Below are 23534 nucleotides of genomic sequence, written 5' to 3' on the forward strand. Positions count from 1 at the left end.
CTCGCAGGCTGGGGCCAGGCCCAGCCTGCGGGACCGTTCGACAGGTCGTCCCAGGGACGGAAGGCGTCGATCGCCCCGCCGACGTCACGGCCCGATGGCCCTCCCCGCACGATGGCCGGGTCGAAAGGTCCGGGCCATCCGGATCCTCCAGTCGTCCGCCTCGGCGGGGAATCCAGGGAATCAATCGCGCCATGTCCCCGAATCAGGACCGGGAATCGGAATTCCGTAAAGAAGGTCCGCGACGTAACTCGATGGGCGCCTGGGGCTTGCTGGTGATCAGCGTCCCGCTTGTCGCGTGAGAACCGCGTCTCACGTTTCCGAGAGTGGTTTTGTGTAGCACGACTAGGTGAGGGATCATGCGCCTCGGCGGCATTCCGGGCGTCTGACGACAGGAATGCCCACGCCAGGCCGCGTCCCGATCTGAAGGACGCCCGTCCGGTCCGCGACCCTCCGGTCGCGGCGTTGTCGCGGGGAGGCGTGGTGAACCGGGGAGTTGCTCCCGAACCACGCCCCTCCGTCATCGAAGATTGAGGGACGACGACGCAGACCCTGGCCGGGTAGGCATGCGCGGCGTTTCACGCGATATCGCGTCGGGGGCCATGAAGACCATCTACTACACGGCGACGAGCCTCGACGGCTTCATCGCCGACTCCAACAACTCGCTCGACTGGTTGCTCCAGTTCGGCGAGCCGGGGCCGGGCTACCACGAGTTCATCGAGGGCGTCGGGGCGCTCGCGATGGGGTCGACGACCTACGAGTGGCTCCTCGACAACCACGTACGCCCCGGCTCTGTCGACGCCCAGCCATGGCCCTATGCGCAGCCGACGTGGGTGTTCACCTCGCGCTCGCCCCGGGTCGTGCCCGAGGCCGACATGCGATTCGTCCGGGGCGACGTCCGCCCGGCGCACCGGGAGATGGCTGAGGCTGCGGCCGGGAAGAACGTCTGGTTGGTCGGCGGCGGCGAGTTGGCAGGCCAGTTCCACGACCATGGGCTTCTCGACGAAATCGTCGTCCAGGTCACGTCCGTCACGCTCGGCCGCGGGGCCCCTCTCTTGCCGCGCAGGATCGCGAGCCCGTCGCTCCGGCTCGTTTCGGTCGAGAGGCTGGGCGAAGCGTTCGCCGAGCTTCGATATGAGATAAGGCGAGAGGAGTAGGCGGTGTTGACGGGCTCGCCCGGCCCGCGGTCGACCGGCTCAAGACCCTTGGGCCACGGCGGCGACACGAGAAGCCTGCGAAAACCGATTCGAAAACGACGAACGAACCCAATGTGCGTTCAATGTAAGTCCTGGATTTGCATGGCCTTAAGAGATAATATGATGGGTGGCCTTGCGGCGAACGAACTCATCTTCGGCGGCTCCCCGGCCGGGGACCGGCCGGCGGCCAAGGGGCCCCGGCACCCCCTTCCCCTCGCGGGGTGAGGTCGCTATTCTGTTCAGGCGTGCATGTTGACCCTGGGGCGATTGGGAGGGGGTTGGGCCATGTGGGAAGCCCTCTGCGAGGTGGGGCCGGGGCTGCGGCCTTCGGAGCGGACGGTGGCGGTGCCGGACGTCTATGGGCGTCGGCACCACCTGCGGGTGGAGGAGGGCTTCATCGGCGAGGTCGACGGCAAGCACTATCTTCCGGTCGGGCTGATCGGCGTGGACGAGGCCAAGCGGCTCGCGCTGGTGGAGCTGCCGCACGAGTCCGACGGCGGCACGAACCGGCTGTGGGTCTGGCGGGAGAACCTGCACCGGATCGAGGCCCCGGGCGCGGGGGCCGAGCCGTGATCCTCTCGGATCGGGAGATCGCGACCGCCCTGGAGAGGGGGCAGGTGCGGATCACGCCGTCGCCGGGCGACCTCTCGGCCGAGGCGTGGTCGTCGACCGCCCTGGACCTGCGGCTGGACGCCCGGCTCCAGGTCTGGCGGCCCCCCTGCCCGACCGCCCCTCGCCTGGTCGTCGACCCTTGCGACGTCGCCTTCAGCGCCACGGAGCTGGCGTCGGCCCACGCCGCGGAGGAAGACTGCACGAACGGCTTCGAGGTCGAGCCCGGCATGTTCCTGCTGGGCTGGACGGTCGAGAAGCTGCAACTCCCCCACGCCGCCCGCATCGCCGCGCGGGTCGAGGGGAAGTCCAGCCTGGCCCGGATCGGCCTGGGAGTCCACGTCACCGCGCCGACCATCCACGCAGGCTTCGGGTTCCGCGCCGAGGACCCCGGATTCGTCGGCAACCCCATCCAGCTCGAAATCTGGAATGCCGGCCCGCTGACCGTCCGCCTGGTGAAAGGCCTGCGCATCTGCCAGGTCATCTTCGAGGAAGTCTCCGGAACCCCCAGCCGCGGCTACGAGGGCGTCTTCTCCATCCAGGGGCCGGACGTCGAGCCGCCGGACGCCATGTGATGACCCGGAAAGGACTTGGGGACGAACTCGAAAAATTCGCGCCGATCGCCGTTGATCTCCGGGGACGCTCCCGGTAATATCTCACCTGTGACGAGCAGACACGAGTCGCCAAGACGAACGTCGCCGTCATCCCAGGCTCAACGCCGAAAAATTCGGGGGATTAGCTCAGCTGGGAGAGCGCTTGCATGGCATGCAAGAGGTCAGGGGTTCAAATCCCCTATCCTCCACTCCACGATGAATCGACGATGATTACGTCGATACACTCCGCGGGTTAGTTCGATCACCCTCCCGCCTGATCGATTCTCACCCTGCTCCTTCAAGCCAAGTTGGCCGGCGGTCGATGTTGACCGCTGGAAGTTCGCCCTACTCTCCAGGGACCGACGCCCGCCTTGTCGGGCGTCGATTTGAAGGATTCTTCCCGGCGAGGGAATCGCCGACGTGGAGAAGCTGCCGATGTCAAGGCATGCGCCTGATCGACGACGGATCGACTTCATTCGTTCTCGCGTGTTCGTGGTGACCCTGCCGGGGATGACCTGCCGGCGGGAGAGGCTGTTCATCAGCCATTGTCGCCGCCTCGCCGCCGCCGCGCGATCCGCCGGCGTGCCGCTCGCCGTCGCCTGGGGCTTCCTCGCCCAGCGCATGGAGGGCCTCGTCCCCCGCCTCGGCACCGAGCACGAGCGCGAGACGTTCGTCGCCATCATGCACCGGCTCCGCGCCGAGCTGTTCCAGGACGTCTCGTTCGCCCCCCGGTGATCGTGATGGCCGTGGTCGAAATCCTTGCGAGATGAGCAGGGACAAGCCTCCCCTTTCCCCTCCCACGAGGGGAGAGGGGGGATGCACTCTCCTCGGCGATGTTTCCCAGCGGGCTCGCGGCTCCCCTCTCCTGGCGGGAAAGGGGACGGCCGCCTGCCTTCGATGGGTCATGCTTCGCCGACTTCCGCCCACGCGTCGGTCGTCAGATATTCGTGGATCGACGCGGCGGCCTTGCGGCCGGCGCCCATGGCGAGGATCACGGTGGCGCCGCCGGTGACGATGTCCCCGCCGGCGAAGACGCCGCGCTTGGAGGTGCGGAGGGTTTCCGGGTCGGCGGCGATGTAGCCCTTGCGGGTCGTCGCCAGGTCGGGCGTCGTCGACTGCACCAGCGGGTTGGCCGAGGTCCCCAGGGCGATCACCGCCATCTGGATCGGCGTGTCGAACTCCGAGCCCGGGACGACCACCGGCGAGCGTCGGCCGGAGGCGTCGGGCTCGCCCAGTTCCATACGGACGCAGCGCATGCGGCTCACGAAGCCGTCGGCGTCGCCGTGGAACTCGACGGGGTTCGTCAGGCACATCAGCGTGACGCCCTCCTCCTTGGCGTGCTTCAGCTCCTCGGCGCGGGCGGGCATCTCGGTCTCGGAGCGGCGGTAGACGAGGTAGCTGGTCCGGGCGCCGAGGCGGCAGGCGGTGCGGACGGCGTCCATCGCGGTGTTGCCGCCGCCGACGACCGCCACGTCCTTGCCGCGACAGTCGTAGACCGGCTCGTCGCTCTCCGGGAAGGCGTCGGCCCGCATCAGGTTCACGCGGGTCAGGAACTCGTTGGCCGAGTAGACCCCGTTGAGGTGCTCGCCCGGCACGTCCAGGAACTTCGGCAGCCCGGCGCCCGTGGCGACGAAGACGGCGTCGTAACCCTCCTCCGTCATCAGGTCGTCGATCGTCGCGGTGCGGCCGATGACCACGTTGGTCTGGAAATCCACGCCCATCGCCCGCATGGCGTCGACCTCATGGCGGACGATCGCCTTGGGGAGCCGGAACTCGGGGATGCCGTAGACCAGCACGCCGCCAATCTCGTGCAGCGCCTCGAATACGGTGACGGCGTGGCCCATCCGGATCAGGTCCCCCGCGGCGCTGAGGCCGGCGGGGCCGCTGCCGACGATCGCCACCTTCTTGCCGGTCGGCGGGGCGATCTCCGGCAGGCCGACCTGGCCGTGCCGGCGCTCGTAGTCGGCGACGAACCGTTCGAGGTAGCCGATCCCCAGGGGCTCGAACTTGTTCCCCAGGATGCAGCACCCCTCGCACTGGGTCTCCTGGGGGCAGACGCGGCCGGTGACCGCCGGGAGGATGTTGTCCTCGCGGATCTTGGCCGCCGCGCCCAGGACGTCGCCGGCGACGATCAGCTCGACGAACTCGCGGACCTTCACGCCGACGGGGCAGCCCCGCATGCACTTCGGGTCGCCGCACTCGATGCAGCGCGCGGCCTCGGCGGCGGCGCCCAGGACGGTGAGCCCCTGGTTGACCTCCTCGAAGTTCTCCCGCCGCCGCGCGGGGTCTTGCTCGGGCATGTGCTGGCGGGGGAGCTTCATCCGCTCCTTTTTGGAAGGCCGCGGCTGGGGGACGAATTCGGTGTCGTTGGCGTTCATGATCGGCTGGCCTCGCAACGGGCCTCGGGATGTCGCTCTTCCAGGCGGCAGGACTCGCGAACCTTCGCCAGCTCGGCCTCGGGGCGTTCGAGGAACCGCTTCAGCGAATCGGCCTCGTCCTTCGCGTAGGTCCGGTTGCGGCGGACGAGGACCTCGAAGTCGACCTCGTGGGCATCGAACTCCGGGCCGTCGACGCAGGCGAACTTCGCCCCTCCGTTGGTGAGGACGCGGCAGCCGCCGCACATCCCGGTGCCGTCGACCATCAGGGAGTTCAGGCTCACGACGGTCTTGATCCCCCTCGGCCGGGTCGCCTCGGCGACGGCCTGCATCATCCGAGGGGGGCCGATGGCCAGCACCAGGTCGATCGGCCCGCCCGATTCCATCCGGTCGCGCAGGACGTCGGTGACGAACCCCTTGCGGCCGTGAGAGCCGTCGTCGGTGGCGATGAGCAGCTCGTCGCTGATCGCGCCGATCTCGCGCTCGAGGATCACCAGCTCCTTGTTGCGGGCGCCGACGATCGCGACGACGTGGTTGCCGGCCTGCTTCATGGCCTTCGCCGTGGGATAGGCGATGGCCGCCCCGAGCCCGCCGCCGATGACGACCACCGTGCCGAAGTCCTCGACGTGCGACGGCGTCCCCAGCGGGCCGACGAGATCCAGGATCGCGTCGCCGGCGCCGAGCAAGTTCAGCAGCTTCGTCGTCTTGCCCACCCCCTGGACGATGATCGTAATCGTGCCGCGGTCGGGGTCGGAGTCGGCGATCGTCAGCGGGATTCGCTCGCCGCGGTCGTGGAGACGCAGGATGACGAACTGACCGGCCTGGCGCTTCCGCGCCACGCGCGGGGCCTCGACGACGAATCGCTTGACGTCGGGGGCCAGGAACTCGGCCTCGACGATGGGGAACATGGGAAGGTCCTCGGGGCTCGCGGATCGCTTCCGATCCGGGGGTGGTGCCGAGCCGCGGCATCGCGGGAGGCCTCGCGCGGCGACGACGGGCGTCGACCGTGGTCCGTCGGCGGGGGCCGGAGGGGCCGCCCCCCGATCTGGCGGCGCGGGGCGGCCCGCGCGCGTCGGCCTGGGCGACGGGATGAAGGCGAGACGCCCGCGCCACGACAAGGGGATCGCATCCGGCCGACCTCGGCTCGCGTTCGATCGAGCCCGCCGGCCGCGTCGTCGATTATGCCGCGCGGATCCGCCCGAGCCCAGCTTGTTCTTCGATTTCGTCGGTGTCGACGGAAACAATCGAAATGGCGGGCCGGGAGCGGTCGGCGAGACCGGCGACGGCCGACGAGCCCGGGGGGTATGATGGTGGTGGACACTCTCGCCCCCTCCAGGTTTCGACCCGCCATGAAGACCCCCCTGCCCTTGCCGCGCCGCTACCTCGTCGGATTCGACCCTCGCGAGCTGCCGCATCACTTCGCGGACGTGGTGATCGTCGGCGGGGGGATCGCCGGCCTGCGCGCGGCGCTGGGGTTGCCGGAGTCGGCCCGCGTGCTGGTGGTGACGAAGGACGAGGTCCGCGAGAGCAACAGCAGCTACGCGCAGGGGGGCATCGCCGGGGTGATGGACCCGGAGGACCGGGTCGAGGACCACATCGCCGACACGCTGTCCGCCGGCAAGGGGATGTGCGACCCCGGCATCGTGGACGTGGTGGTGCGCGAGGCGCCGGAGCGGATCCGCGAGCTGATGGAGATGGGCGCCCAGTTCGACACGATCGGCGGCCAGGTCTCCCTGGGGCGCGAGGGGGGCCACTCGCACGCGCGGATCGTCCACGCGCTGGGGGACGAGACCGGCCGCGAGATCATGCGCGCGATCATCGAGCAGACCCGCGGGCGCCCCAACGTCCGCGTCTGGCAGAACTGCCCGACCATCGACCTGCTGACGCTCGACGGCCGCTGCCGGGGCGTGCTGGTCTGGGACCGGCATCGGGGATTCGCCCTGGTGTGGGCCCGCGCGGTCGTGCTGGCGGCCGGCGGCGCGGGGCAGCTCTATCGCGAGACGACCAACCCGGCGATCGCCACGGCCGACGGCCACGCCATGGCGTACCGCGCCGGCGTCGAGGTCCGCGACATGGAGTTCATGCAGTTCCACCCCACCGTGCTGTACATGGCCGGGTCGGCGAGGCACCTGCTGACCGAGGCCCTGCGCGGCGAGGGGGCCTACCTCCGCGACTGCGACGGACGTCGCTTCATGACCGATTACGACCCCAGGGCCGAGCTGGCCCCGCGCGACGCCGTCTCGCAGGCCATCGCGGCCCAGATGGCGAAGACGAGGCACCCGAACGTCTACCTCGACCTGACCCACCTGGACGCGGAGTTCATCCGCCGTCGGTTCCCGGGCATCGACCGCATCTGCCGCGGCTTCGACCTGGACATCACCAGCGACCTCATCCCGGTCTGCCCCGGCGCCCACTACATGATCGGCGGCGTGACGGTGGACGATCGCGGCCGAAGCTCGATGGACGGCCTCTGGGCGGCCGGCGAGGTCTCCAGCACGGGGCTCCACGGCGCGAACCGGCTGGCGTCGAACAGCCTGCTGGAAGGGCTGGTCTTCGGGGCCCGCGTGGCGGAGGACGTCGCCGATCGGCTGGCGGCGGAAGGCCCCTGGCGGCTGGAGGTCCCCCCCATCGCCGCCGAGGCCCCCGGCGAGCGCCGGCCGCTCATCGACCTAGGTGACCTCCGCGAATCGTTGGTCGCCCTGATGTGGCGCAACATGGGGATCACCCGCGACGCCGCCGGGCTGGCCGAGGCCGCCCGCCAGGTCGACCGCTGGTGCCGCTACGTCCTCCCTCACGCCTTCGACGACCCGGCCGGCTGGGCGGTCCAGAACATGCTGACCACCGCGCGGCTGATGATCGCCGCCGCCGCCGAACGCGCCGAGTCTCGCGGCGTCCACTACCGCTCCGACTTCCCCGACACCGACCCCGCCTGGGCCCGCCACATCACCCTCCGCGCCGAGGGGGCGTCGTGACCCGGCGGGCGACGCCCGCCCCCCTTCCGCGCGGCCGTTGATCCTCGGCCATGTTCGCGGGCGTCATCGGGCGCGTAGAATGAGCGTGTCCCCGGACAGCTACCTCGAACGGAGGATGGCGCCATGATCCCCGGCCCCGACATCATCGTCGCCTGTCCGCGCTGCAACGCGCTGGCCCGGCACGGTTCCCTGCTGTCCGGCAACACCTTCGGCGAGCAACAGTGGACCGACGGCATGAGGGTCGCCCCGATGTGCCCCTTCCCCCCCGCCTACGTCCGGTGCCGGAGCTGCCGAGGCTTCCACTGGCTGGACGACGCGAAGCGCGTCGGGAAAATCCCCGGCCCCTTCGACGAGAACCCGGGAGCGGAGGTCCTGCCCGAGTGGCTGGAGGCCCCCGAGGTGGAGGAGCCGACCCCGGCGGGCTACCTGGAGGCCATCGAGGCCGGGGCGATCGCCCCCTCGCCGGAGCTGGAAATGCGCGTTCGCGCCATGTGGCGGGCGAACGCCCCCTTCCGCGAGCATGCCCCGTCGGGCGCTTCCCAGGCCATGGTGGTCGACGCCCCCGTCGACGCCGAGGCCCGTCGCCTGAACCTCGAGGCCATCGTCGGACTGCTCGCGGATGCCGACGGGGACAGGCTGCTGATGAAGGCCGAGGCGCTCCGGGAACTCGGCCGGTTCGACGAGGCCATCGCCGCGTTGGACCGGGTCGAGGGCGAGGGGTTCCGGAAGATCGTCTCGGCCCTCCGCCGGTACTGCGAGGCCGGCGACCCCGCGCCTCACGTCCTCTGACCCGCGACGCTCAGCGGCCGACGCGCCGACGCCTCGCGGCCCAGGCCGCCGCCGCGAGCATCGCCGCGACGGTCCAGGCGGGCTCGGGGGCGGTCGTCACCCTGAAGGATTCGACGACGCCGCCGTAGTAGAAGCCGCCGGTGAGTTCGTCCCAGAACCGCCCGTCCATCGCGTTCTCGATGCTCACGCGCGCCTCGGGCAGGTCGGCGGTCGTCATCCCCTCGGGGAAGCGGCCCGAGGCCAGCAGCGCGGGATCGACCTTGAAGCGGATCGAGATGCCGCCGTGCTGGGGGGCCCCGTCCTTCTCGCGGGCGTGGCTCTGGAAGACCAGCTCAGACCGCGTCACGCCGTCGCCGTCGGTGTGCGTGAACAGGCCGCCCGACAGCCCGGTGGACACCGGAGCGACGGCCTTGCCGTCGAGCCAGAGTTGCAGCATCGTGCCGTCGGGGATCGGATCCGACTCGCGATATACGCCGGAAGTGTACGGCCGCTCGTGTAATCCCCAGGAAGTCGCGCGAGACTCGCCAAGGGAGATGGAGGGGTCGTAGATCAGCGTCCCGGTGAACTCCCCCTCTTTCCAGCCGGGGCCGGAGGCCGTTCCTTCCGTGATGCGCCCGCTGAAGTCGTAGCGGACGAGCGAGCCCTCGGCGCGGGCCGCGAGCAGGACGACCGCCGCGACGAGGGCCGGGCGGAACAGGGGCGAGAGCTTCGGTTCGCGTTGCATCGACGGGCCTCCATGCCTTGCCTTGCGTTCGATCGGCCTCGCGCCGCGACGGGCGAGGCGGCGTGCGGTCGCGTCCCTGGCGACCGAGGGGTCGATTCAGTCGGCGCGGCGACGACGCCTCGCCGCGCACGCCGCGGCGCCCAGCAGCGCCGCGACCGTCCAGCCCGGCTCGGGGACGGGGGTGGCGGAAAGGGTGTCGATGGTCCCCGCGGCGATCTGCGGCGGGCCTTCGACCGGCATGCCGCCGGGCACCGTGGGCGCTTGCTTGACGTACCGGCCGAGGAGTTGAAAATCGGCCTCGGAGAAATCTTCGATGGTGATATCGCGGGGGATCGGATCGTTCAGCCCGGCGAGCGGGTCGTGGCCTACCAACAGGAGCCCGACGGAATGATCCGGGGCGGCCTCGTCGTCCACCCACGAATCGACGCTGCCGACCAGGAGCGAGGCGATTGGGAGGTCGCCGTTGGCCGGTTTCATCATGGTGCTCAACGACGCCCAAAGTCCGTCGGATCGCACGACCGTCCCGTCGGCGAAGCGGACCTCCAGGCCGGTCCCGTTGGGTTCCGGCCGAGACCGATCGAGGGTGCCAAAGTAGTAGTGGGAGCTGCCGTCGCGGGGACCGCTGGGGAAGTTGTAGACGGTGGTGGGGAGCTTCGCGTCGTCGACGGTGAACGAGCCGTGAAAGCGCGTCCCGAGGAGTCCCGTCGAAGGCTCTGCCTCCGTGATCGTGCCGCTGAAATCGTACCGGATCGGTGCCCCCGACGCGGCGACCGCCAGCATCGGGATCGCCGTCAGGGCGAGCAGCGCGCGGATCGCCGGACTTGCACTCGGTTTCGCGAACATGGTTCGATCCTTCCGTTCCGGACAGGGATGCTCGCGTCACGCCGGGACGCGCCGGACGCTGTTGCGGCGTCGGACGGAGACGGCCGTCGCGCCCATGCGACGGGCGGGGAGCGACGTGGCCGAGACCTCGACGAACCGCGCGGGCAGCATCAGCGGGCGCGCGGCGACGGCGCGAGCGTCGAACCTCCTGGGGCGCGGCGCGGGGAGACAGGCCGTCGGGGCCGGTCGGCTCGCCAGGACCATCGCCGTGCCGGTCGCTCGGGCCGGCGCGGGCTGGGCGCGGACGGGACGCATCGACCTGGCGCGGTCGCGGCGGCGGCAGAGCCTCCAGGCCGCGACGCCCATGATCGCGGCGAGCGCCAATGGGGGCTCGGTCGCGGTCCCGTCGTCCTCCTCCGGGAGGGGCGCGGCGACGTCGGCGGCGGCCATCAAGAAAGAGGCGATCCCCAACCCCTCCTCGAAAGCCCAGGCGGGCTGGACCGGCCCGCGAGGCGCGGGTAGGCCCTGCTCGCTCGCGGGGGTCGGGTCGACGACGCGCCAGCCGGGGAATTCCCCGCGCGGGTCGACCAGGGGGCCGGACGCGTCGCGGACGGACTCCCACCAGGCGGGCGGCCCGGCGTCCGCGAGCAACGGCGACGAGAATTCGTAGCGGATCAGGGCCCCATCCGATCGGCCCTCGATCAGCGCCATGACGAGGAGGACCGACGTGAGACGGACCATCCCGGTGCGAGCCATACCGCGCCTCCGTGCGGTTCGGGTCCGGCCTCGTCCATCGCGGGCGAGGCCGCTTCGATCTTCCCTGGTGCCATCCTTGAGACCCGACGACGGCCGGATTCCCGACCGTCCTCGCCGGAGACGCTATCCGAAGCGTCTTCGCGCGTCAATGGGAGCTGGAATCGTTCGGGATTGATCCCTCGGGCTCCGCCTCCGGCAGCTCGGAGAGCCGGCGGAAACCCTCGCCGAAGACGACCGGCGGGTCGATCCGACGCTGCTTGGCGGCGATCCTCGGGACGTAGCCCGCGGCGTGGGCGGGGTCGAACCGGCGGAGCCGACGGAGCACGGAGTCGACCTCCGGGATCCCGGCGGCGTCGAGCCGGGCGAGGACCTCGACGTCCTGGCCCATGGACAGGTCGTCCTCGGTCAGCACGCCGGCGGCCATCGCGGCGCGGAGGGCGACGGCGAACTCGTTGTAGATGTACGCCTCGACGTCGCTGGCCCACCAGTCGCGGTTCATGACCTCGAACAGCCGCGCCGCCAGCCGCGCCGCCGCCGGATCGTCCAGGACGATCATCGAGTCGACCACCCGAACCGCGCCCAGGATCCGCGACACGTCGCCGCGACGGACCACCTGGCAGGCCATGCCGTCCCGGAGGAAGTAATCCAGGCGGTCGGCGCAGAGCCACGGGAGCGGGCGTTCCAGGAGGGGATATCGCGAGTCGTCGTGGAAGTCCTCCGGCGCGTAGCCGAGGCGGTCGAGCGCGGCGACGACGTCGGGGAGGTGGAGGAAGCGGGGCTTGAGGCTCTCGTGGTGGTCCTGCTCGTCCGAGGTCACGAGGAAGTCGACCGCGTGCGAGAAGGCCGTGTGGGAGATGTCGTGCAGCAGCCCGGCGACCTGCTCCTTGCGGTCCGCCCCCAGGGCGCGCAGCAGCGCGAACACCCCCAGGCTGTGCTCGTATCGCGACACGTCCTTGAACGGGAACGAGATGGCCGACGGCCCCGCCTGGCGGATCCCGCGGAGGCGCTGGAATGTCGGCCCTTCGATCAGGGCCTGGAGGTCCGGGTCGTCGAGCGAGACCCGCCCATAGACCCTGTCATGCCACTGCATCGGACGTCGGCCCCCCGGTCGTCGCGGGCCTCGTCTCCCCTCTCGCGAGCCCCCTGATGCCATGATCCGGGAAGCGCCCTCGCATTGACAAGAGCGCGCGACGAAGCCCGACGCCCGCGTCCGCCGGAATAACCCGCGCGACCGGACCGCGGGGACGCGGCTTCGTCTCGTCGGCGAGCGAAGGCCCGTCATTAAGCCCCCCGTGGAGCGCGCCCACAATTGGATCGATGGGGGCGATCTGATATTCTTAGGAGATGTCGTGATCGCCTGGGTCCAGGCGAGCGGCCAAGAATTGATGCCCAGGCGCGAGGAGAGACAATGAAGCGAGCGAGTCGTCGGACGATGGCCCTGGCCCTGGCGGCGGGGTTGACGGCGGGCTGGGGGTGCGGCGATGGCGCGCCGTCGGTGGAGACCTCGACCGCGGAGGCGACGGTCCAGGGGAAGGTCACCTTCAACGGCAAGCCCGTGACCAAGGGCGAGGTCACCTTCGACCCGTCGAACCACCTGCGGAAGAACGCGACGACGCGCTCCGCGGCGCTCGGCGCCGATGGCACCTACACGGCCACCACGCTCGTCGGGGCGAACCAGGTCTTCGTCAACTCTCCGGAGCTGCGCAAGACCGAAGTCGGGACGATCGAGTACGACGTGCGGGCGGGCGATAACACCCTGGACATCGCCCTGCCCCGGTCCCAGTAATTCGCGCCCCGGGCGCGCGACGACGGCCGCCGCGGCCGCGCTGAGGGCGCGGCCTCGGTCGGCCGTCGAGATCGGGTCGGGACCGTCCGCGCCGGGTCGGGCCGGGCGGCTTCGGCCTCAGAAGGAGTCCGACGAGACGACCTCGCCGCCGTTGCGGGTGGCGATGGCCCACCAGGTCTGCGGGCTGACGCTGTCCTTGACGAACTTCACGCTGCCGTCGCCGAACAGGACGTTGACGCCCCCGGAGTGCCGGCTCGACGCGGAGTAGGCGCCGATGGTGTTGTTGGCCGTGTCGGTGGAGGAGCTGCAGCTCCACATGTTGGGCGTCATCACGTGGGTGTACGACCCGTTGTGAGGCTGGCCCAGCATCCAGTACGAGCCGCGCGAGTAGCCGCCGAACAGCGTCGTGGTGAGGAGGCCGGGGCTGGCGGCCTTGCAGATCAGGTAGAAGGGCTCCGGCGTGTCGTACGCCGTGGGGGCGGCGACCAGCGTGAGCGAGGCGCTCGGCTTGTTGGTGTCGCGCCGCGCGTTGTTCTGGGTGCCGATGCCCTTGACGAACTCGCTGATCATCGCCGTGTTGCTCAGGCCGTCGGTGACGCTGCTGATCTTGGTGATCTTCTGGCCGACGCCGTTGCGGTCCGTGATCGGCACCATGATGCCGTTGGCCTCCACCCGCACGCCGCCGAGCGTCGCCGCGTAGATGACCGGGCCGGTGCCGACGTTGACGGCGTAATTGAGGTGCCCCTCGGCGCTCGTCAGCCGGTCGTCGTCGGACGGGCAGAGGAACGCGGGGACCTGCGTCCGCATGGCGGTCGTGTTGATCGCGCTGCCGGGGAGCCCCGGGTTCAGGTTCGTCCCCGCGAAGTTGACGCCGAAGTTGATGGCGTTGAACAGCGAGGTCTGCTCCATGTGCGGCAGGAGCATCACGAAGGCCGACCAGTCGGTCCACGGGCCGATGGGCCCCTGCGACCAGGGGAACGAACCGATGCTCGACTCGTAGTTGTGCACCGACAGGCCGAGCTGCTTGAGGTTGTTGACGCACTGCGAGCGCCGGGCCGCCTCGCGGGCCGCCTGGACCGCCGGCAGGAGCAGCGCGATGAGGACCGCGATGATGGCGATGACCACCAGCAACTCGATCAGGGTGAACCCCGACCGTCGATTCCGACCTGATGCCACTTGATAAACCCCTTTAATCGGATGAGTCATGCATGGCGAACGGACCGTGGGCACCCGCGTCGGCGTTCGTCAACCACCGAACGCCCCGATTCCCCCCGCTCGTCGCGGACGATTCGTCGCCGCGAAAACCAGCCTCGCCTCGGACATCGAAGGCTCCGCGCCCGCCCTCGCGGGGCGTCGCGGGCCCAGGATCGTTCGTCGCCACGACGGCCTGGCGGCATCATGGAGGTGGTCGAGGTAGGATGCTTGGGATTCTGGGGCCACGCTACTGTCCACGCTGCGAATGCTAATGAATTCGTAATCGCCATTCAAGGATAAAACCTCGCCAGCGAGGTTTCGCGAGCTTGAAAGGCCAAGGCATTCGAAAAAGAAGCACCCCCGCGGTCGCGCGCATCGCGAAATCCGCGGGGGTGGGCAGGCCGGCGGGCAACCGGCGAGGCGTCGTGCTTCGAGAGCGACGCGGCGCTCGCCGCCTCGCCGCGGCGGTCACTCCGCTCCCAAAATCGCCCGGTAGTTGAAGCGGTCGTTGGGGGCGGCGTCGCCGTGGAGGGTGAAGTCGGGCCAGTCGGCCGGGGCGTCCGGGGCGTCGAACCACTTGAAGTCGATGGTCGCGTCGCCGGTCAGGCCCAGGGTCGCGGCGGGGAGGGCGAGTTCCAGGCGGTCGCCGGACGCGGCCGATTCGACCGGCTGGGGGTCGGCCCATTCGAACCTGCCGCCGACGTTGCGCTCGATCGTCGCCGGGCCCGGCGTCCGGCCGACGACGAAGTCGTAGCCCAGCCAGCCGGTCTTCGGGTCGGAGTCGACGTCGAGGAACAGCATCGGGCCGGCGGCGTCGGGGGCGGACCTGATCGCCTCGGCGCACTGGAGGAGGAAGGCGACGCGGTCGCCCGAGCGGCTGACCCTGGCGGCGACGACGTCGTTGCGGCCGGTGTCGTCGACGTAGCGGAGTTCGCGGCCCCAGCCGGGGAAGTCGCGCCGCATGGGGTCGCCGACGGTGTCGCGGAACTCGGGGCCCACGCCCTCCCAGTCGTCGAACCGGCCGTCGATCGCGATCGGCTTCGACACGACCGGCGGGACCGGCCGCGCCCCCTTGTAGCGTCGCACCTCCGAGACGAGCTGATAATAAAAGGCGTCGCCGTGGCCCCCCTTCATCGGCTCGATGTCGCGGCTGTGCTCGCGGTCGAACTGGTCGACGAACGTGACGGGCCCCGCGCCGGCGAGGGGGAATTTCTCGTCGTAGCGGCCGGCGATCCACTCGTTCCAGCCGGTGACGAAGACCACCGGCGGGTCGAGCTCATGCGCCCGGCTCCACTGCTCGGCGAAGTTCTTGCCGGTGAAGTCGATCTCCTCCGGGGTCGGGATCCGGCCTTTCGAGTAGCTGCGGCCGTGCGACCTCGGGTTGCTCAGCACGCCGAGCTTGCCGTCGACCGCGTTCTGCCCCACGCCGACGGAGATCTGCTCGGGGTTCCCGTCCTCGTCGGGGAACGCGTTCTGCGGGTGGACCTCCAGCCAACTCCACTGGGCGCGGGCGGTCGGCCCCTGGAAGTAGTCGGGCTGGGGGCGTCGGAAGGTGAAGAAGTCGAGCATCCGGCGCGTCTCCTCGTCCCAGCCGTTGACTCGCAGGTTGACCTCGCCGGCCTCGTCCTTCCAGACGCCGACGGCACCCTTCGGCTCGGACAGCTCCAGGTGGTAGGCGCCGGGCCCGGCGGGGTCTTCGAGGGTGATGGTGGACCAGGTGTTGTCGCGGACGTGCTCCAGCCGCCGCGTCGCCAACACCTCCCCGTTCGCGTCCCCGCGCCGGAGCGTCAGCGTGGCGGCCGACCCGCGCTCGCCCCAGGTCGGCGTGCGGAGCGAGGCGGAGCCGAACGGCGCGTCGATCGTGAACGCGGCCCCCAGCGTCGCGCCGGGCTCCAGCCGGATCGCGGCGCCGCTCCCCTCGCGCTTGAGGATGTCGTCGCGCAGCAGGTCCGGGTCGGCCAGGATCAGCGGCTTCCCCTTCCAGCGGAACCACAGCTCGGGATGGTGGCCGGGATTGTAGAGCTGCTCATACAACTCCTTGACCACCTTCCTCGGCTGCCAGAACGGCGTCAGGAAGGCGATCTGGGGAACCTTCAGCCCCTTCAGACGCATCTCGTCGAAGGCCGCCCCCAGCGCCTTCCAACTCCGGGGGTAGGTGAGCTGGTTCGTGACGTCGAAGAAGACGGCGTCGACGCCGGAGTCGGCGAGCATTTGCGCGTGCTTGCGCAACACGGCGGGGTCGTCGTTGCGATAGTAGCCGAAGATGGATTCGCCCCAGTGGTGGGGGTATTGCTTGGGGCCCCAGAGCGGGTTGTCCGGCTCGTTCATGGCGTTGGGCGCCGCCTGGAGGATCTTCGAGATGTCGAACGGCCCCTCCTCGCCGTGGCGGCCGAGCCAGAGGAAGTAGAACATCGCGACCGTCTTGCCCTCGCGCGGGGGCCCGACCTCCGCGGCCGTCGGCGTCCGCCGGCCCAGGCCATCGACGGCCACCCAGGTGTCGCTGAAGGTGTCGCGGAAGCCCTCCTCGGCCGGCGCGGGCGAGGCCAGGGCCAGGATGAGGAGCCAGGCGGGGAGTCGTCTCATGGGAGGGGTCCTTGGAGGAGAGGGGGCGGGGTCGACCCGGGCGGGCCGGGCGCCATTATAACCCCCGGCGCCGCCGGGACGGCGCGTCGCTCCGGGACCGGCCATGTTGCCGCATTGAATCGATCGGATCGGGAACCGCTTGAAGCGGCCGTGCCCGCGTCCTAGGATGTCCGCATGTTGACCATCAAGGGGAAGGCGATCGGCCGACGCCGGCCGGTCTTCGAGGACTTTTCGATCCCGCCGCCCGACGACCGGGGCGACGGCGGTCCGTTGAAACTGCGCGATTTGATCGAACACGTCGCGCGCCGGGAGGTCGCCGCGTTCGAGGAGCGCCAGGAGGCGCGCCGGCTCGACCGCGTGCTGTCCCCCGGCCAGATCGACGAGGCCGCCGCGCGGGGGAAGGTCGATCCCGCGGGGCGAGACCCGAACCTTGGCCCGGCGCCGAAGGTCGACGCCGATTCGGCCGTCGCCGTCGCCCTGGAGGCGTTCGTCGACGGCCTCTACCTCGTCGCGATCGACGGCCTGGAATATCGAGATCTCGACGCCATCGTCCATCTCCAGCCCGACAGCCGCGTGACCTTCATCCGCCTGACCTTCCTCGCCGGGGCCTGACCGCGATGCTCGACCGCGAAGAGATCCAGAAGAAGATCCAGGCCGCCCGCAAGGAGAAGCCGTGGGTCGAGGCCCGGATGGACCGGCTGTCGGCCCTCGACCCGGACGCCCGCGCGATCGGCGGGCTCCTGATCGGGATCGACGAGAAGGGGAAGCCCGCCGGCACGGACAAGTGGAGGGCATGGCAGCGGGGCCTCGCGCGGCTGCGGCGGCTCTCGGATCCCGAGATGCTGCGGCTGGGCGAGGCCCTCTTCCCCCGCGACCCGGACGTCTTCCGGGCCGCCTGGGAGCTGCGGACCGCGCTCCCGTACCAGTCGGGCTATCTGCGGAGGCCCTTCCGCGCCCCCGGCCGGCCCGACCTCCTGCGCGAGGCCCGCGCGAACCTCCTGGCGGGCGCGCTGATGGGCCTCGAAGGGATCGACGAGGACATGCCCTGGTTGGCCGCCCACGCGCCATACCTGGCGACGTATCTCGCCGGCGATTCGCTCGGCCTCCTGCTGGCCGCCGCGATCGACCTGGGCGGGCCGCGCGGCGAGGAGGTCGAGCGGGTCCTCCGAGACAGCGCCTCGGGGCTCCACGAGATCGGCCAGATGGGCCGGCATGTCACGTCGGCGCTCCTGGGCTGCGGGAGGCCGGACTGCTGGGAATTCGTCGCCAAGCTGCTGATGGCGGCCCAGCGCCAGGAGGGGCTGAGGCAGTCGATCCTGGAGTCGATCGACTTCGCGCGGCCCGACGCCTTCCGCCGCATGCTCCGTCTGATCGAGGACGAGAACCTCGTCCGCTTCAGCGCCACGGTTCGCGCCGTGGACGTCTGGCTCGGCTACCAGCTCGATTCCGCCGCCGCGCGGCACGCCGCCGAGACGCTCCGTTCGCTCGCGCTCTACCTCGACGACGACGCGGCGCGGGACGAGGCGATCCGCGGCGACGACGCCGAGAAAGCGTTCCTCGCCCTCTGGTCGTCCGCCTTCGACGACGCCCCCGCGACCGTGCCCCGGGCCGCGACGCTCCTCGGCCACCCGGCGGCGGAGCATCGGTTCGTCGGGGTCCACATGCTGGGGATGCTCTCGATCCCCGACGCCTACGATCCCATCGCGTCCGCCGTGGACGACGCCGACCCCCGCGTGGCGGTTTACGCGGCCTCCATCGCCGTCGCCCAGCGCAAGCAGGCCGCGCTCGCCGACCTCGAGGACGTGGAGGACCCGACGCGGGCCAGGCGGGTGGAGGAGTTCGGCTACAACGCGATCCAGCCGATCCCCACGGGGATGGGCGACCTGTTCGACCGCCTGTCGCGGCTTTTCGATCGGCTCCCGGCCAAGGCCAAGGCGCACGCGCCGCTGGTCTGGCCCTGGATGGAGCCGGACGTCGAGCGCCGATCGGTCGCCGACTGGCTGGTCGACGCGCTGGAGGACCGGCCTCCCTCGCGGCTCCTGCCGTATCTCGGCGCGATGTCGCCGAGCTCCAGGGGCAGGGCCGCGTACCTCTTCGCGAGGCGGCCCAAGACGGACGCCGAGGCCCGCGCGGCGCTCCTGAAGCTGGTGGGGGACGCGTCCTCCGACGTTCGCGAGACGGCCGTCAGGGCGATGCGGAAGCTCAAGGTCACGCCGGCCGACCTGGCGTCGCTGGAGCCCCTGCTCGACCGCAAGGCGAGCGACCTGCGCCGGGGCATCCTCGGGCTGATCCTCTCCATGAAGGACGCCGACGCCCTCGCCAGCGCCGGGCGATTGACCGCGGCGAAGGCCCCGCCGCGGCGGCTGGCCGGGCTCGACCTCCTGACTCAGCTGCGCGACGCCGGCCGCGCCGTCGACCAGGCGCGGGCGCTCGCCGAGGCGTACCGCGACGCCCGCCCGTCGCTCGACCGCGACGAGCAAGTCTACGTCGACAAGCTCACGCTCGACGACGTCAAGCCCCCCGCGCTCGACGACGCCCTCGGCCTGATGGACGACGCCAGGCGCACCCCGCCGGGGACCCCCGTGGACCGCGGCGCGAAGCTCGGATCCCCCGCGGCGGCCGAACTCCTCAAGCTCCTGGACGACCTCGTCCATCGGCATCGCGAGGAGCCGATCACGCTCAAGGGCTACGCCGGCGACCGCGAGTCGCAGCCCCTGGGGACGATCACTTACGCGTTCCCCTCCCCCTTCGAGTACAACCGCGGCAAGGGCGTGGTTCGGCCCCTCGACGAGCTGCCGCTGCGGGAGGCGTGGTGGGAGGCCTGGGACGCCCGCCCGAAGACGACGCGAGACGCCGACGGCCTGGAAGCGGCCCGCGCCGTGGTGATGCTGTCGCTCATGAATGGCTACGTCGGCGAGCGACGGCGAGGCTGGCGCAAGGAGGCGGCGGAGCGGCTCGCCTGGAAGGCCCCCAAGCTCAAGTATCTCCACGTCGTGAGCGACGTCGTCCAGTGGCTCGTTTGCCACAAGGTCGACGCGAACGTCGCCGACTTCGTCGCCGATGGGTTCGAAACGGTCCTGGCCGCGATCCCCCCCGACAAGCTCCAGGAGTCCTCGAAAGGCTACGGCGGCGAGCCGCAATGGCATTTCCGCGAGCACATCGGCGAGTTCGGGATCCTGACCGGCATTTTGAAGACCGTCGCCGAGCTGAGGGGCCAATGGACCGCCGAGCATTCGAGGCGGCTCTTCGAGCTGCGCCGGTGGGTCGACGAGCCGTTCGGCGTCGGCGGCTCGGGCGCCGCCGGGCAAGAGGGGCGATCGGGCCCGCGGGCCATCGAGCGGGACCGCATGGCGTGGGATGACGTCGTGGAGGCGTTCGGCGCCGGATGGGCCAACGAGCACGACGTCTTCGACGAGCTGCTCGGGCCCCGCCCGGTCGGTCCCTATTATTCCGGCTCGGACTTCCGCTCGATGGGGCGGGCGACCGGGGCCCTCCGCCGCGGCGAACTCCCCCAGCCGCTCGCCCCCCTCGTCGAGAAGGCGATGGAGCGCGTCCTGGAGGTCGAGCTGGCGCGGGGCGAGAGCCCGACGGCCGCCACCCCGGCGGCGCTGGCGCTGGAGCATGCCGGGGGGCTCGACACGCTGGTCGAGATCCTGCGCGCGATCGGCCGCGACCCGAAGCTGCGCCGGACCTACAGCTGGGGCGATGAGGGCCAGGCGAAATCGAGCGTCTTCAGCCGCCTGATCCGCGCGACCCGGCCCGGGGCGGACGAGACGCCCGAGGACTTCGCGAAGGCGGTGGAGGCCGCGGGGATCGGCGAGGACGCCCTCCTGGCCGTCGCCTTCTACGCCCCCCAGTGGGCCCGCGGCGTCGAGCGGGCGCTCGGCTGGCCGACGTTCGAGGAGGCCGTCTGGTGGTTCCACGCCCACACCAAGGATTCCAGCTGGACCGTCGCGTCCGACGTCCGCGAGGCCTGGAACGCCGAGATCCGCAAGCTCACCCCCCTGACCCTGGAGGACCTGACCGAAGGCGCCGTCGACGTCGACTGGTTCGCGCGGACGTACAAGGCGCTCGGCAAGCCCCGATGGGGACGGCTCGACGAGTTCGCCAAGTACGCGAGCGCCGGCGCGGGGCACAAGCGGGCGCAACTCTTCGCCGCCGCCATGCTCGGGGAGGTGAAGCTCGCCGACCTCGTCAAGGACGTCAAGGACAAGCGCAAGCAGGACGCCGTCCGCGCCCTGGGGCTCCTCCCCCTGAGCAAGAAGGGGGCCGACAAGGACGTCCTGGAACGATATCGGATCATGCAAGAATTCGTCCGCGCGAGCCGCAAGTTCGGATCCCAGCGCCAGGCCTCGGAGAAGCTGGCGGCGCGGATCGGTCAGGAGAACCTCGCCAGGACCGCCGGCCACCCCGACCCGACCCGCCTGCAATGGGCGATGGAGGGCCGCGAATCCGCCGACCTGGCCGAAGGGCCGGTCGTCGTCGGGGTCGGCGACGTCTCCGTCGCCCTGTCCATCGACGGCGACGGCCGCCCCGAGATCGCCGTCACGCGCGGCGAGAAGCCCCTCAAGAGCATCCCCCCCGCCGTCAAGAAGGAGCCGGCCGTCGCCGAGCTGGTCGAGCGCAAGGCCCACCTCAAGCGGTCGTCGAGCCGGATGCGGACCTCCCTGGAGGAGGCGATGGTCCGGGGCGACGCCTTCAAGGCCGAGGAGCTGCTCGAACTGATGGGCAGCGTCGTCCTGCGGCCGATGCTCGAACGGCTGGTCTTCCTCGGCGACGGCGTCACCGGGTATCCGACGGCCGGCGGCAAGGGCCTGCGCGGGCGGTCGGGGGAGGTCGAGCCGATCAAGCCCGGCGAGGCGCTCCGGCTGGCCCACCCGGTCGACCTGCTGGCCTCGCGTCACTGGTCGGAGTGGCAGCGCGACTGCTTCGCGGCCGAGCGGGTGCAGCCGTTCAAGCAGGTGTTCCGGGAGCTGTACGTCCCCACGGCCCAGGAGATCGACGACGCCACGTTCAGCCGCCGCTACGCCGGCCAGCAGGTCAACCCCCGCCAGGCGCTGGCGCTCCTGGGCTCGCGAGGCTGGGTCGCGGCCCCCGAATCGGGCGTCTTCCGCGCCTTCCACCACGAGAAGCTCGTGGCCTGGATCGAGTTCATGGAGACCTACTTCACGCCCGCCGAGGTGGAAGGCCTGACGCTCGAGAAGGTCCGCTTCGCCCGCCGCGGCGCCGACGAGGCGCTGAAGATCGCCGAGGTCCCCCCGCGCCTGTTCAGCGAGGTCATGCGCGACGTCGACCTGATCGTGAGCGTCGCCCACCGCGGCGAGGTCGACCCCGAGGCGTCGGCCGGCACGGTCGAGCTCCGCGCGGCCCTGCTCCGCGAGACGCTCTCCCTCCTCGACATCGAGAACGTCCGGATCAAGGAACCGCACGTCTTCATCGACGGGGAATTCGGCGAGTACAACGTCCACCTGGGGAGCGCGACGACCCACATGATGCCGGGCGGCACGCTCGTCATCGTCCCGGTCCACTCCCAGCACCGGGGCCGGATCTTCCTCCCCTTCGCCGACGAAGACCCGAAGACCGCCGAGGTCCTCAGCAAGATCATCCTCCTGGCCCGCGACCGCGAGATCCGCGACCCGAACCTGCTGGACCAGATCCGCGCCCTGCGGTGAGGGCGCGGGCGTCGATTAACCTCGGGAGGATTTCGTCGGCCGCGTCCAGACCCGTCCTGGTGGGGAGTCCGGACCGTGCACGTGGCGATCCCTGGCATGTCGCGGCGCGAGGAATGAAATTATGAACCGAGTTGGATGGTTGATCCTCGCGTCCTGGCCCCTGGCCGCGATGGGGCAGGCCCCGAATCCAGACCTCGCGCCCTTGCCCGACACGCTGGCGAGCATCGAGACGGAGACCAGGGAGGCGCGGGAGGCGTTCTCCGAGGCGATTGAGAAATCGGGAAAGGCGGCGTCCGTCGCGGAGATCCGAGCCGCGATCAACGAGCAACACGCCCGGTTGCTGAGCCTGATGGACCGTGCCCTCAGCCTGGCACGCCTTCGGCCGGGAGAATCGGAAGGGCTCGGCGCCGCCGCGTGGGCGGCGATCATCGCGGCCACGGAGAGAGGCGACGACGTCGCGGAGCGCGGCGACGCGGCGTACCGCCTCCTGGCTAACGCCCCCGCGCTCGATGAAACGGCCATCTTCGGGGCGATGGCCATCGCCCCGAGCCTCGTCCTTCGCTGCCCCGAGGCCGAATCCTTCCTCCGCGCGGTGATCTCGCGGAGTCGGAACCCGGATCTCGTCGCCATCGCTCGATGTTATCTAGGCTTCTATCTGGCCGAAATGGCCCGGATGCGCGACAGGCTCGACGCGCCGGTCAGCGGCCCCGAGGTGGCGAAAGAGCTGACCGAGGTTTCCCTGAACCGTTGCCGGGGGCTCGACGCTCCAAAGCTCCGGCGAGAGGCCGAAGCCCTCCTGGAGCAGGTCATCCTCGAGGACGCCGAGCTGGGCCTGAATCTGGGGGACTCAGCCGCGGCCGAACTCCATCGGCTTCGGAACCTCCGGATCGGCCAGCCCGCGCCGGAACTCGTCGGCGAGGACATCGACGGGGCGCCCATCCGGCTGAGCGACTTCCGGGGCAAGGTCGTGGTCCTGATGTTCTGGACCACTTGGAGCGGTTCGCCCAGCCTGGTCGGCGGGGAGAAGGAACTTATCGCGGCCATGGAGGGGCGTCCGTTCGCGCTCGTGGGCGTCAACGGCGACGCCGCGGAGGATCGCGCCGGGGTGAAAGAGGCGGTCGCGAAGGAAGGGTTCGCCTGGCGGTCGCTCTGGGCGGGCGGCCCCGACGGAGAGATTCCCCGGAGGTGGGGCGTCCGAAGCTGGCCGACGGTCTACACCATCGACGCCGATGGGACGATCCGCGACGACCACGTCGGCGGGAAACTCACCCTCGCCGCCTTCGAGCCGCTCGTCCGGGCGGCCGAGGAGACCGCGCGATGATCCGCCGTCGAAACCCCGGCGATGAGGGACGGCCGAATCCCTTCTCCCCTCGTGGGAGAAGGTGGCCGAAGGCCGGACGGGGGGGCGACCGCCGCCGCATCCTCGGATAAGCCCCGCATTGTTGTGGTGGGGGGGGGGGGGGGGG

At 70.7% G+C, this 23534-nt stretch carries 18 protein-coding genes and 1 tRNA gene; 11 read left to right on the top strand and 8 right to left on the bottom strand.

Translation table 11 applies throughout. The annotated features are described in order from the left end of the window. Nucleotides 1-527 precede the first annotated feature (527 nt). The 5 genes from WG209_RS22150 to WG209_RS22170 all read left to right on the top strand — a co-directional run bounded on the left by WG209_RS22150 (nucleotide 528) and on the right by WG209_RS22170 (nucleotide 3130). Nucleotides 528-1154: a dihydrofolate reductase family protein gene (locus tag WG209_RS22150; RefSeq protein WP_337177277.1), complete on the top strand. Its 627-nt coding sequence runs from the start codon at nucleotides 528-530 to the stop codon at nucleotides 1152-1154. Nucleotides 1155-1478: 324 nt separating this feature from the next. Further along, nucleotides 1479-1766, top strand: coding sequence for a hypothetical protein (locus tag WG209_RS22155; protein ID WP_337177278.1), 288 nt, complete (start codon nucleotides 1479-1481; stop codon nucleotides 1764-1766). Further along, nucleotides 1763-2377, top strand: coding sequence for a dCTP deaminase (dcd, locus tag WG209_RS22160; RefSeq protein WP_337177279.1), 615 nt, complete (start codon nucleotides 1763-1765; stop codon nucleotides 2375-2377). Before WG209_RS22155 ends, dcd begins: the two co-directional genes overlap by 4 nt. A gap of 154 nt (nucleotides 2378-2531) precedes the next feature. Further along, a tRNA-Ala gene (locus tag WG209_RS22165) sits at nucleotides 2532-2604 on the top strand. Between the two features lie 226 nt (nucleotides 2605-2830). After that, a complete protein-coding gene (locus WG209_RS22170; RefSeq protein WP_337177280.1) occupies nucleotides 2831-3130 on the top strand; it encodes a hypothetical protein in 300 nt (99 codons plus the stop codon). A gap of 167 nt (nucleotides 3131-3297) precedes the next feature. On the opposite strand, the gene gltA is transcribed toward WG209_RS22170, so the two are convergent. Both gltA and WG209_RS22180 read right to left on the bottom strand, forming a co-directional pair. After that, nucleotides 3298-4773 carry an NADPH-dependent glutamate synthase gene (gene gltA / locus WG209_RS22175; protein ID WP_337177281.1) on the bottom strand — a complete coding sequence of 492 codons (1476 nt, stop codon included), beginning with the start codon at nucleotides 4771-4773 and terminating at the stop codon, nucleotides 3298-3300. Next, nucleotides 4770-5678 carry a sulfide/dihydroorotate dehydrogenase-like FAD/NAD-binding protein gene (locus tag WG209_RS22180; protein ID WP_337177282.1) on the bottom strand — a complete coding sequence of 303 codons (909 nt, stop codon included), beginning with the start codon at nucleotides 5676-5678 and terminating at the stop codon, nucleotides 4770-4772. The genes gltA and WG209_RS22180 overlap by 4 nt, the downstream gene beginning before the upstream one ends. Before the next feature lie 441 nt (nucleotides 5679-6119). Between WG209_RS22180 and nadB the strand changes: the two genes are divergently transcribed. Then, nucleotides 6120-7742: an L-aspartate oxidase gene (gene nadB, locus WG209_RS22185; protein ID WP_337177283.1), complete on the top strand. Its 1623-nt coding sequence runs from the start codon at nucleotides 6120-6122 to the stop codon at nucleotides 7740-7742. Nucleotides 7743-7865: 123 nt separating this feature from the next. Continuing rightward, on the top strand, nucleotides 7866-8531 hold the full coding sequence (locus tag WG209_RS22190; RefSeq protein WP_337177284.1) for a hypothetical protein: 666 nt from the start codon (nucleotides 7866-7868) through the stop codon (nucleotides 8529-8531). A 10-nt stretch (nucleotides 8532-8541) separates the two neighbouring features. On the opposite strand, the gene WG209_RS22195 is transcribed toward WG209_RS22190, so the two are convergent. The 4 genes from WG209_RS22195 to WG209_RS22210 all read right to left on the bottom strand — a co-directional run bounded on the left by WG209_RS22195 (nucleotide 8542) and on the right by WG209_RS22210 (nucleotide 11923). Then, on the bottom strand, nucleotides 8542-9255 hold the full coding sequence (locus tag WG209_RS22195; RefSeq protein WP_337177285.1) for a hypothetical protein: 714 nt from the start codon (nucleotides 9253-9255) through the stop codon (nucleotides 8542-8544). 96 nt (nucleotides 9256-9351) lie between these two features. Beyond that, nucleotides 9352-10098: a hypothetical protein gene (locus WG209_RS22200; protein ID WP_337177286.1), complete on the bottom strand. Its 747-nt coding sequence runs from the start codon at nucleotides 10096-10098 to the stop codon at nucleotides 9352-9354. Between the two features lie 36 nt (nucleotides 10099-10134). Continuing rightward, entirely contained in the window at nucleotides 10135-10833 is a 699-nt protein-coding gene (locus WG209_RS22205) for a hypothetical protein (RefSeq protein ID WP_337177287.1), read from the bottom strand. Between the two features lie 145 nt (nucleotides 10834-10978). After that, nucleotides 10979-11923, bottom strand: coding sequence for an HD domain-containing protein (locus tag WG209_RS22210; RefSeq protein ID WP_337177288.1), 945 nt, complete (start codon nucleotides 11921-11923; stop codon nucleotides 10979-10981). 318 nt (nucleotides 11924-12241) lie between these two features. Between WG209_RS22210 and WG209_RS22215 the strand changes: the two genes are divergently transcribed. Further along, nucleotides 12242-12619, top strand: a complete 378-nt coding sequence (locus tag WG209_RS22215) for a hypothetical protein (RefSeq protein ID WP_337177289.1) — start codon at nucleotides 12242-12244, stop codon at nucleotides 12617-12619. 117 nt (nucleotides 12620-12736) lie between these two features. Here WG209_RS22215 and WG209_RS22220 read toward each other — a convergent pair whose 3' ends face one another. Both WG209_RS22220 and WG209_RS22225 read right to left on the bottom strand, forming a co-directional pair. Beyond that, complete coding sequence (locus WG209_RS22220) at nucleotides 12737-13795, bottom strand: DUF1559 domain-containing protein (protein WP_337177290.1); 1059 nt, start codon at nucleotides 13793-13795, stop codon at nucleotides 12737-12739. Nucleotides 13796-14281: 486 nt separating this feature from the next. After that, entirely contained in the window at nucleotides 14282-16396 is a 2115-nt protein-coding gene (locus WG209_RS22225) for a hypothetical protein (protein WP_337177291.1), read from the bottom strand. Between the two features lie 174 nt (nucleotides 16397-16570). Here WG209_RS22225 and WG209_RS22230 point away from each other — a divergent pair, with 174 nt between their 5' ends. The 3 genes from WG209_RS22230 (at nucleotide 16571) to WG209_RS22240 (ending at nucleotide 23389) form a co-directional block, all read left to right on the top strand. After that, a complete protein-coding gene (locus WG209_RS22230; RefSeq protein ID WP_337177292.1) occupies nucleotides 16571-17008 on the top strand; it encodes a hypothetical protein in 438 nt (145 codons plus the stop codon). A 5-nt stretch (nucleotides 17009-17013) separates the two neighbouring features. Continuing rightward, nucleotides 17014-22068, top strand: coding sequence for a DUF5724 domain-containing protein (locus tag WG209_RS22235; RefSeq protein WP_337177293.1), 5055 nt, complete (start codon nucleotides 17014-17016; stop codon nucleotides 22066-22068). Between the two features lie 121 nt (nucleotides 22069-22189). Next, nucleotides 22190-23389: a TlpA disulfide reductase family protein gene (locus WG209_RS22240; protein ID WP_337177294.1), complete on the top strand. Its 1200-nt coding sequence runs from the start codon at nucleotides 22190-22192 to the stop codon at nucleotides 23387-23389. Nucleotides 23390-23534: the final 145 nt, after the last annotated feature.

The organism is Paludisphaera sp. (genome assembly GCF_037189885.1).
GTDB lineage: Bacteria > Planctomycetota > Planctomycetia > Isosphaerales > Isosphaeraceae > Paludisphaera.

Bases quoted from the DNA above. Each gene is read 5' to 3' on its own strand.
- WG209_RS22155 (WP_337177278.1), top strand. From the start codon at position 1,479: ATGTGGGAAGCCCTCTGCGAGGTGGGGCCGGGGCTGCGGCCTTCGGAG.
- WG209_RS22170 (WP_337177280.1), top strand. From the start codon at position 2,831: ATGTCAAGGCATGCGCCTGATCGACGACGGATCGACTTCATTCGTTCT.
- gltA (WP_337177281.1), bottom strand. From the start codon at position 4,773: ATGAACGCCAACGACACCGAATTCGTCCCCCAGCCGCGGCCTTCCAAA.
- WG209_RS22180 (WP_337177282.1), bottom strand. From the start codon at position 5,678: ATGTTCCCCATCGTCGAGGCCGAGTTCCTGGCCCCCGACGTCAAGCGA.
- nadB (WP_337177283.1), top strand. From the start codon at position 6,120: ATGAAGACCCCCCTGCCCTTGCCGCGCCGCTACCTCGTCGGATTCGAC.
- WG209_RS22190 (WP_337177284.1), top strand. From the start codon at position 7,866: ATGATCCCCGGCCCCGACATCATCGTCGCCTGTCCGCGCTGCAACGCG.
- WG209_RS22195 (WP_337177285.1), bottom strand. From the start codon at position 9,255: ATGCAACGCGAACCGAAGCTCTCGCCCCTGTTCCGCCCGGCCCTCGTC.
- WG209_RS22200 (WP_337177286.1), bottom strand. From the start codon at position 10,098: ATGTTCGCGAAACCGAGTGCAAGTCCGGCGATCCGCGCGCTGCTCGCC.
- WG209_RS22205 (WP_337177287.1), bottom strand. From the start codon at position 10,833: ATGGCTCGCACCGGGATGGTCCGTCTCACGTCGGTCCTCCTCGTCATG.
- WG209_RS22210 (WP_337177288.1), bottom strand. From the start codon at position 11,923: ATGCAGTGGCATGACAGGGTCTATGGGCGGGTCTCGCTCGACGACCCG.
- WG209_RS22215 (WP_337177289.1), top strand. From the start codon at position 12,242: ATGAAGCGAGCGAGTCGTCGGACGATGGCCCTGGCCCTGGCGGCGGGG.
- WG209_RS22225 (WP_337177291.1), bottom strand. From the start codon at position 16,396: ATGAGACGACTCCCCGCCTGGCTCCTCATCCTGGCCCTGGCCTCGCCC.
- WG209_RS22230 (WP_337177292.1), top strand. From the start codon at position 16,571: ATGTTGACCATCAAGGGGAAGGCGATCGGCCGACGCCGGCCGGTCTTC.
- WG209_RS22235 (WP_337177293.1), top strand. From the start codon at position 17,014: ATGCTCGACCGCGAAGAGATCCAGAAGAAGATCCAGGCCGCCCGCAAG.
- WG209_RS22240 (WP_337177294.1), top strand. From the start codon at position 22,190: ATGAACCGAGTTGGATGGTTGATCCTCGCGTCCTGGCCCCTGGCCGCG.